The sequence below is a fragment of the Ligilactobacillus murinus DSM 20452 = NBRC 14221 genome (assembly GCF_001591685.1).
Taxonomy (GTDB): domain Bacteria; phylum Bacillota; class Bacilli; order Lactobacillales; family Lactobacillaceae; genus Ligilactobacillus; species Ligilactobacillus murinus.
The window spans coordinates 26,809-35,208 of sequence record NZ_BCVJ01000019.1 but is presented as its reverse complement, the minus strand read 5'-3'; the positions used below and the strand labels follow the sequence as shown (position 1 = coordinate 35,208).

Sequence of the window (8,400 nt, the reverse complement as noted above, 5' to 3'; positions counted from 1 at the left end):
AGGAGGTTCCATTCTCCCAGGCTATTTTTTATTTAGACAAAGGCTTTGATCAAGTAAATGATCCAAAGGTGAACTGGATAAAAGATATAGAAGAACGATTTTTCAGCTTGGCTACCACTTCCACCACGTTTGCCATTATATAGCCAGATCAATGGAATGACCGCTATCATCATAAATTCACTAGCAAATGTCAAATGCTCATAGAGTGTGCCTGAAGCTGTTGCTCCGCTACTGTAACTGTAATAAGCTTTAGCAAATAGTAGAGCACACCAGAGAAATGTTGCCCCAAGCATTGGCGCTTGTTTGTGATACTTACGACCTAAGAAGAAGATCAAAGCTAACGGTAAAAGATAGATCCCACCTTCTGTAAAAGTAAACATCAAAAGGAAACTTACGATAAATGTCGGCCATGATGCCTTACGCCTATGCTTATTTAAGATGTTATCCAACGACCACATCATGATCAGCTGTAAAGCTAACGTCAAAAAGATATTATGTGGCCCAAGAAACAGTAAGTAATTTGGCTGATGATCGAACGGATCGATATATGACTTAGTCAAGAGATTGTAGATAATATTACCGATCCCGACAACTAAGGCTCCGATCAATAAACGCTTTAAATACCGCCGTTTATTGCGCGTATGAAAATATCCTTCGACTAATAGAAATGAAAATGTTGGGGCGACGAAACGTCCTAAGAAATTGACCCATAAAGGCCAATGTAACTCTGGCCCAAAATACATGTTCAAATGATCTACCAACATAAAGATCATTGCTAAAACTTTTAACTGATAACCAGTTAAACCTTTTTTAAGAAAACTCATCTTCTTTCTCTCCTAAATTTTTACTATTTAGCGTTCAACTAGACGGTAATAGACCCGAGCAGTTAATTGATACACAACATAATACAGGATGCTAAAGATCAATGCAACCACGAGCGTAACAACTAAGAATAGTTGCCAGTTGGTGATCCCAAATAAGACCAACATCTTTTTGATCAGTGGAAAAGCAAAAGCAACGTGTAACATCGCAAAAGCTAATGGGAAAATGAAGACCATCATGATCTGACTGTGGATCACACGTTTGACTTCAGCTTCATCCATCCCAACTTTTTGTAAGATCACAAAACGTTTGCGATCATCCATCCCTTCAGACACTTGCTTGTAATAGATGATCAATGTCGTAGCTAATAAGAAAGCTATCCCTAAAATGATCCCTAAAAAGAAGAACCCACCATCAAAGCGCTTGACACTTGCACGATAGCTATCCTTGTCCTGAAAGGAATACCATTGTTTATCCGCAGTTTTAGCAAACTCTTTGCTTAGTCCCCGGATGAACGCTTTACGTTTAGCTTGATCTTTAAGTTCAATGTTGAAATTTAATTGATAATCAGGTTCTAAGTAGATGGCTGTCTCTTTAGTTTTATACAATTCTTTTAATAGTTTCTCGATCTGTTTTTGATCTTTCATAACTACAATGTAGGAATCGACCGGGGAGGCATTAAACAGTCCTGTGTCTTTTAATTTGTTGACCTGTTGCTTGATTTGATACTTATGCCCATTCAATATCATTGTCTTTTCAGGATAATTCTGCGCGGTAGTGTACATAAAGATATCATTTGGTTTAGTTAAGGTCAAATTATCTTTTGTTAAAGTATTATATTCACTCAAGCTGATCAAAACTACATTTATGGCTTTAGTAACATCTGAGACAGTATAATTCACACGGTCAGAAGCTTTAAAATCGTCAGCTTTTTTTGTAAACAATAAACGTTGACTAGTCCGAATATACTGCATATCACTTAATTTAACATCTTCTTTAGTAGCATAGTTTTTAGCTACTTGTTTGAGTTTTGTCAGTGGTTTTGCTGAACTGATCATGATATCGCGTGGAAACGCCTGTTGAACTTGATCATTTGCTCCAAAAAAGAGCCCCGCTGTTGTTGAAACAGTAACTAAGACCATCGTTGATAAGATACAGATGCTAGCCAAGCCGACCGCATTTTGTTTCATCCGGTAGATCATCCCTGATACAGGAATGAAATGCTTAACATTATAGTAGTAGTTTTCATTTTTACGCAATAATTTTAAAATAACGATGCTTCCGGCTGTAAATATTAAGTAAGTCCCGATGATCACTAAAAGTACTGCTATAAAGAAATTAGTGACCGCTGAAACTGGGGACTTGATCGTAAGTGCGATCCAGTAACCCCAAATCAAAGTGACTAGGCCGACCAAAGCCAAGAACCATTTAGCTTTAGGCTCTTTTTCACCTTTTTGCTCAGCATGTAACAACTCGATCGGATCACTTTTAAAAATATTAAAAGCGTTGATCAAATATAACCATGCGTAAATGCCAGCAATAAATAAGATCGTAAGCGTCAAGATCGAAGGATTTAAAGTAAACTTGAATTCACTGCCGATCCCCATCATTTTTTTGATGATCAAATACGCTAGCCGGGAAAAAATCACACCACTTGTGACACCTAAAACAACTGTTGTAACCAAATTGATCACTTTTTCAAAGAAGGTCAATTTATATAGTTCACGTTTGCCCATGCCTAAAACATTGTACAAACCTAGTTCGTTTTTACGTTGTTTGTTTAGTATCGTTTCCGTATAAGTAGCAAACACCACTGAAAAGATCAATACGATCACAGAACCAAAACCAAAAAGCTGGGTGATTGCTTCAGCACCTTGGAGTTTAGCCAAGCCTGGATCATTGGCGACCATCAACATCAAAGTATTTAAGGCCGTCAAAAAGATCATTGACAGTAAAAATGGTAAAAAGGCCTGTTTATTTTTACGAATATTTTGAAAAGCTAATTTAGCATAAAACATACAGATTCCTCCTGACTAACGTGGTAATAATGACGCCATCGTCATATTGATCTTTTCTAAGAACGCCTTGGAGTCAAGTTCTCCCCGGTAAAGTTGATGATAAACGATCCCGTCTTTGATAAATAAGACCCGCTTAGCCCGACTAGCAGCTAATGAACTGTGGGTGACCATCAAGATCGTTTGACCATTTTGATTCAACTGTTCAAAGATATCTAACAATTGATCTGAGGTCTTTGAATCTAATGCCCCCGTCGGTTCATCGGCTAAAAGTAAGGCTGGATCGGTAATGATCGCCCGGGCGACTGCCACACGTTGCTTTTGTCCGCCAGATAATTCGTATGGATATTTTTCTAATAAAGTAGTGATCTCTAATTTTTCTGCTAATTCTTGCAATTTAGGCTTAGCCGCTTTGATACTTTTACGTGATAAAACTAATGGTAATAAGATATTATCTTTGACAGAGATCGTGTCTAATAAGTTAAAATCTTGGAAGACAAAGCCTAAATGTTCACGTCTAAAGGTCGCTGCTGCTTTTTCTTTGATCTGTGTCAGATCTTCACCGTTCAAATACAATTTACCTGATGTTGGTTTATCTAAAGTGGCGATCATATTCAACAAAGTACTCTTCCCAGAACCAGATTCGCCCATAATTGCTGTATATTCACCCTTATTTACTTCAAGTTGGATATCTTTTAAAGCTTCAACTTGAACGCCCTTAAAACGACTCTGATAAACTTTGCGTGCATGTTCGATCTTTAGTAATTCATTCATGATCATTTCCTCCGTTGTTCTAATTGATATATTAATCATAACAAGCCCCGTTACTTATGCCTACTTACAAAATAAATGGCAACCTTACAAAATTGTAAGGTTGCCATTTTTAAATAACATTAAAGTTAAGGTAACAATTTATTTATAATATTTTGGGAAATAAATTTTGACCATCGTTCCTTGGCCAACTTTAGAAGTCGATTCGAGTTTACACCCTAATTTGAGCGCAACTTTTTGACTCAAATATAAGCCTAGACCACTTGCACGTTGATCTTGACGTCCATTATAACCGGTAAAACCTTTTTCAAAAACACGTGGAATATCTTGTGACTGGATCCCGATCCCAGTATCTTTGATCGCCAAATGATCACCGTTAAAAATAAACGTGATCGTTCCAGTGTTGGTATATTTGATCGCATTGAAGATCAATTGCTCTAAAATAAAGATCAACCACTTCTTATCGGTCGTAACTGTGGTGTTATCAAGGTCGATAAATTCCACGCGTAGCCCTTTTTGCGCAAAAAAGAGTGCATACTTTTTCAAGACTTCCTTGATCACTTTATCTAAAGCAACTTGCTCAAAAACAAGGTCAGAATTATCCAATTGTTGGCGCAAATAATTTAACATCAGCTGAAGATACTCATTGACTTTGAACAACTCAGCTCGCATCTTAGGATCGTTTCCTTGCGCTTGGATCAAAAGGTCTAAGGCCGATACTGGTGTTTTGACTTGATGCAACCAAATCCCAAAATCTTCTAACATCTCTTGTTTTTTCAAACGGCTATGTTCTAATTCTGCTACTAATTTTTGCTCTAATTCTTCAGCTATCTGTTGATAAAGTATTTCTACCTGACTGGTGCTTGAGGGTAAAAGCTCATGTGAAAAATTAGCCTGTAAAAGTTGTAACTGCCTGAGCTTTTTTTGCCATCGACTAAAGGCAACTAACGTATAGCTAAAAATTATCAAACAGCTAAACAGGAGGGTATCGCCTAAGATCACTTGGGTCTGATCATATAGGTATAACGTCAGACTTTGAGTTCCCAATAATAATACCCATACTAGATAGGTCGCTTTATGCTCCCATATAAAAGCTTTAGTCAATTTAAGCACTTGTTTCATTCTCGATCAAATACCCCTTTCCCTTGACCGTTTGGATCAGATCCTTGATCCCGACTGAAGCTAATTTCTTGCGGATCCGGGTGATATTGACCGCTAACGTATTACTATCGATAAAGTCATCGGCTTGCCATAACGCTTCGACCATCTGTGTCTTTGAGACGATCTGGCCACGCTCACGCAATAAAATAACCAAGATCTTAGTTTCATTGGGCGATAGATTCAACTTACTCTCAGCATTTGCGATCACGTTTTCTTCAGGCGTAAAAGTAAATCCTTGTAGATCGTAAGTATCGACTGTCTGTACTTGATTGTACTGGTAACTTCGCCGTAATAAAGCTTGGATCTTAGCTACTAACAAATTGAGATCAAATGGTTTGACGATAAAATCATCGGCACCTAAATTGATCGCCATAATCTGATTCATTTGATCAGCAGCTGATGAGATAAAGATGATCGGCACCTGCGAATGTTTTCTGATCTCTTGACACCAATGAAAGCCATTAAAATAAGGCAATGAAATATCCAACAAGATCAATTGTGGAGCAAGTTCTAAACATTCGCTTAGTACATTTTGAAAATCAGTCACACCTTTGCAATCGTACCCCCAAGAATTCAATTTCTCGCTGACGACTTGAATAATAGTTGCATCATCTTCTACTATAAAAATAGTTCGCATATTACCCACCTCATTTTATACGTTTTAAGATCGTCATTAACAGTCCGATCGATAAAAACATACTGATAAAAATAATTATGAGCCAGCCAAATGGACTATCTTTAAATGGTAGTAAGACATTCATCCCAAAAAAGCCCGTCACAATGGTCGGGACCGTCAATAATAACGACCAGATCGTCAATAAACGCATCGTGTCATTTAAGTTATTATTCAACAAGTTATTATAGGTCTCCGAGACCTGGCCTAAGATCTGATCGGATAAATTAGCCATTGCTACCAACTGATCTGCTTCGATCTCAACATCTTCTAACTCTTCTCGTTCATTTTCTGTCAAAGAGCGGTAAATTGAAAGCTTTTTTAATTGGGCCAGTAGCAAGGAATTTTGTTGGGTCGCATTGACTAAATAAACTAAACCCATTCCTAGATCTGAAAGTTCCAACAAATTACGATTGGTCGTCTTGGTTTTTAATTTTTCTGTCAAAATCAAACGTTTTTTATCGATCTCTTTGATCACTGGGAAAAATGCTCCCACGATCTGATAAAGCGTCTTAAAGATCAAACTCAAGCGACTAAGATCGGGCTTGCGTGTGATCAACCCTTCAATAAACTCAGTCACATAAGCTGTTTTAGCTGTCGTAAAACTGTACAGCTCATTTTGCTTGACGATAAAAGCCACCGGTGTCGTTTCATAACGTTCGCTGTATTTTTTGATCACATTAAAAACGATCAACAAGAGCCCCTCTTTTGCATCATATTCCACGTGAGCATTTTCGTGTTCATCAAGAGCATAACTCAATAGCTCTTTATCGAGCTTGGCTTGGTTTTTTAACTCCTGGACCACATTTTCATCATCTTTTTTGATATCGATCCAAATAAAATCTTTTTTTGGACCAAAAACGATCTTCTTGCTCATCTTTCCAACCCCTAGCATTTATATATCTACCACAAATAATTTTAGCATAGCACAAAAAGCTAGCTGGATAAAGTTGCAAGACACTTTCTGATGGATGAGAAAATTCATATATTAAGTACAAAATTCTTTTGCTCTTAGTATTAGTGTATATATGTAACGCCTCTTGCTCATTTTAACGCTCCAGTATTTTTTTATACAAAAAAACCCTTGATAAATCAAGGGTCCTAGCTAAAATTAAGTCAATCTTATTTAACAGCATCTTTAAGCGCCTTACCTGGTTTGAATGCAGGTACCTTGCTTGCTGGGATTTGGATCTCTTTACCAGTTTGTGGGTTACGACCCTTACGAGCTGCACGTTCACGAACTTCAAAGTTACCAAAGCCGATCAATTGAACTTTTTCGCCTTCTTTAAGGTAGTCTTGGATAGAACCAAAAACTGCGTCAACTGCAACAGTTGCGTCCTTCTTTGTCAAACCTGTCTTTTCAGCAACAGTTTCGATCAATTGTGCTTTGTTTGCCATGTGTTTCACCTCCTCAAGTGAAGATAAAGATATAGGCATATCTTCTTGTCCATTTCTAAACTAGCCAGAAATGGTGAAACAATGACTAACAAATCATTGCTCAGTTAATAAGATAGCACAGAAAGCCTAATATAGCAACGTTTTTAATCATTTTTTTGTAAAAATAAGATAAATTTAGGCATAATTTTTTTAATTTTTTATCTTTGATTATTTACGTCGTCTTTCGATCACATGAATTGGTGTCCCCTCAAAATCAAATGCTGCTCGGATCTGATTTTCCAAGAAACGTTCATATGAAAAGTGCATCAATTCTGGATCATTTACAAAGACGACAAATGTTGGTGGCTTAGTTGCCACTTGAGTCGCATAGTAGACCCGTAAGCGGCGCCCATTGTCTGTTGGGGTTGGATTATGCGCGATCGCATCCATGATAACATCATTTAAAACAGCCGATGAGATGCGACGTTCATGGTTGTGATTTACCCGCTCGATCAATTTTGGTAATTGTTCTAAGCGTTGATGAGTCTTAGCGGAAACAAACACGATCGGCGCATAACTCAAATACTGGAATTCTTGCCGGATCGTCTTTTCAAACTCTTTCATCGTATGATTATCTTTTTTCAAAGTATCCCATTTATTGACAACGATGATGATCCCACGTCCCGCTTCATGTGCATAGCCGGCTACATGTTTATCTTGTTCACGAATGCCTTCTTCAGCATTTAAAACAACACAAACCACATCAGAACGATCGATCGCACGCATGGCCCGTAAAACAGAATATTTTTCCGTATTTTCATAAACTTTGCCTTTTTTACGGATCCCTGCAGTATCGATCATGGTAAATTCCGTTCCATCTTCAGCAACGAATTTCGTATCGATCGCATCCCGCGTTGTCCCTTCAACGTTAGAGACGATCACGCGGTTTTCACCTAAAATTGCGTTGACTAAAGAAGATTTACCCACATTAGGCCGACCGATAAAACTAAATTTGATCGAATCGTCCTGTTCTTTAGCTCCATCTTTAGGAAATGCCTGGCAGACCTTATCTAATAGGTCACCAGTACCGATCCCATGAGTTCCAGAAAGTGGCATTGGGTCGCCAAAACCTAATGAGTAGAAATCATAGATCTCACTTCTAAGTTCAGGATTATCCACTTTATTTACCGCTAAAATAACTGGTTTATCAGTTCGATACAAGATCTTTGCTACTTTTTCATCAGCATCTGTGACCCCTTCTTTGACACTAGTCACAAAGACGATCACATCAGCTTCATCGATCGCGATTTGAGCTTGCTCGGTAATTTGGGCTAAAAATGGTTCATCCCCCATATCGATCCCACCTGTATCGATCAAATTAAAGGGTTGTCCGAGCCATTCGCCCTTCGCATAAATACGATCACGGGTCACACCAGGGGTATCTTCAACGATAGAGATCCGCTCACCAGCGATCCGGTTAAAAACCGTTGATTTCCCTACATTCGGACGTCCAACGATCGCAACGACTGGATTAGCCATTTTAATTCACTCCTTATAGTAATGTTTTAGCAAAAAAACTGA

8 protein-coding genes are annotated in these 8,400 nt (G+C 38.0%); all 8 read right to left on the bottom strand.

Going from position 1 to position 8,400, the window contains the following annotated elements:
• Positions 1-32: 32 nt before the first annotated feature.
• On the bottom strand, positions 33-824 hold the full coding sequence (locus tag LMU01S_RS05225) for a TraX family protein (protein ID WP_056958604.1): 792 nt from the start codon (positions 822-824) through the stop codon (positions 33-35).
• A gap of 27 nt (positions 825-851) precedes the next feature.
• Positions 852-2,840: an ABC transporter permease gene (locus LMU01S_RS05220; protein ID WP_056958606.1), complete on the bottom strand. Its 1,989-nt coding sequence runs from the start codon at positions 2,838-2,840 to the stop codon at positions 852-854.
• A gap of 15 nt (positions 2,841-2,855) precedes the next feature.
• Positions 2,856-3,611, bottom strand: a complete 756-nt coding sequence (locus LMU01S_RS05215; protein WP_056958608.1) for an ABC transporter ATP-binding protein — start codon at positions 3,609-3,611, stop codon at positions 2,856-2,858.
• Between the two features lie 138 nt (positions 3,612-3,749).
• Complete coding sequence (locus LMU01S_RS05210) at positions 3,750-4,730, bottom strand: sensor histidine kinase (RefSeq protein WP_056958609.1); 981 nt, start codon at positions 4,728-4,730, stop codon at positions 3,750-3,752.
• Positions 4,714-5,406, bottom strand: a complete 693-nt coding sequence (locus LMU01S_RS05205) for a response regulator transcription factor (RefSeq protein WP_056958611.1) — start codon at positions 5,404-5,406, stop codon at positions 4,714-4,716. Before LMU01S_RS05205 ends, LMU01S_RS05210 begins: the two co-directional genes overlap by 17 nt.
• A gap of 10 nt (positions 5,407-5,416) precedes the next feature.
• Positions 5,417-6,319, bottom strand: coding sequence for a magnesium transporter CorA family protein (locus LMU01S_RS05200; protein WP_056958613.1), 903 nt, complete (start codon positions 6,317-6,319; stop codon positions 5,417-5,419).
• Positions 6,320-6,564: 245 nt separating this feature from the next.
• Positions 6,565-6,840, bottom strand: coding sequence for a non-specific DNA-binding protein Hbs (gene hbs, locus LMU01S_RS05195; RefSeq protein WP_004047651.1), 276 nt, complete (start codon positions 6,838-6,840; stop codon positions 6,565-6,567).
• A gap of 207 nt (positions 6,841-7,047) precedes the next feature.
• Complete coding sequence (der, locus tag LMU01S_RS05190) at positions 7,048-8,358, bottom strand: ribosome biogenesis GTPase Der (RefSeq protein WP_004047646.1); 1,311 nt, start codon at positions 8,356-8,358, stop codon at positions 7,048-7,050.
• Between the last annotated feature and the right edge of the window lie 42 nt (positions 8,359-8,400).

Coding starts and splice junctions, on each gene's coding strand:
- LMU01S_RS05200 (WP_056958613.1), bottom strand. CDS start 6,319: ATGAGCAAGAAGATCGTTTTTGGTCCAAAAAAAGATTTTATTTGGATC.
- LMU01S_RS05210 (WP_056958609.1), bottom strand. CDS start 4,730: ATGAAACAAGTGCTTAAATTGACTAAAGCTTTTATATGGGAGCATAAA.
- LMU01S_RS05220 (WP_056958606.1), bottom strand. CDS start 2,840: ATGTTTTATGCTAAATTAGCTTTTCAAAATATTCGTAAAAATAAACAG.
- LMU01S_RS05205 (WP_056958611.1), bottom strand. CDS start 5,406: ATGCGAACTATTTTTATAGTAGAAGATGATGCAACTATTATTCAAGTC.
- hbs (WP_004047651.1), bottom strand. CDS start 6,840: ATGGCAAACAAAGCACAATTGATCGAAACTGTTGCTGAAAAGACAGGT.
- der (WP_004047646.1), bottom strand. CDS start 8,358: ATGGCTAATCCAGTCGTTGCGATCGTTGGACGTCCGAATGTAGGGAAA.
- LMU01S_RS05225 (WP_056958604.1), bottom strand. CDS start 824: ATGAGTTTTCTTAAAAAAGGTTTAACTGGTTATCAGTTAAAAGTTTTA.
- LMU01S_RS05215 (WP_056958608.1), bottom strand. CDS start 3,611: ATGAATGAATTACTAAAGATCGAACATGCACGCAAAGTTTATCAGAGT.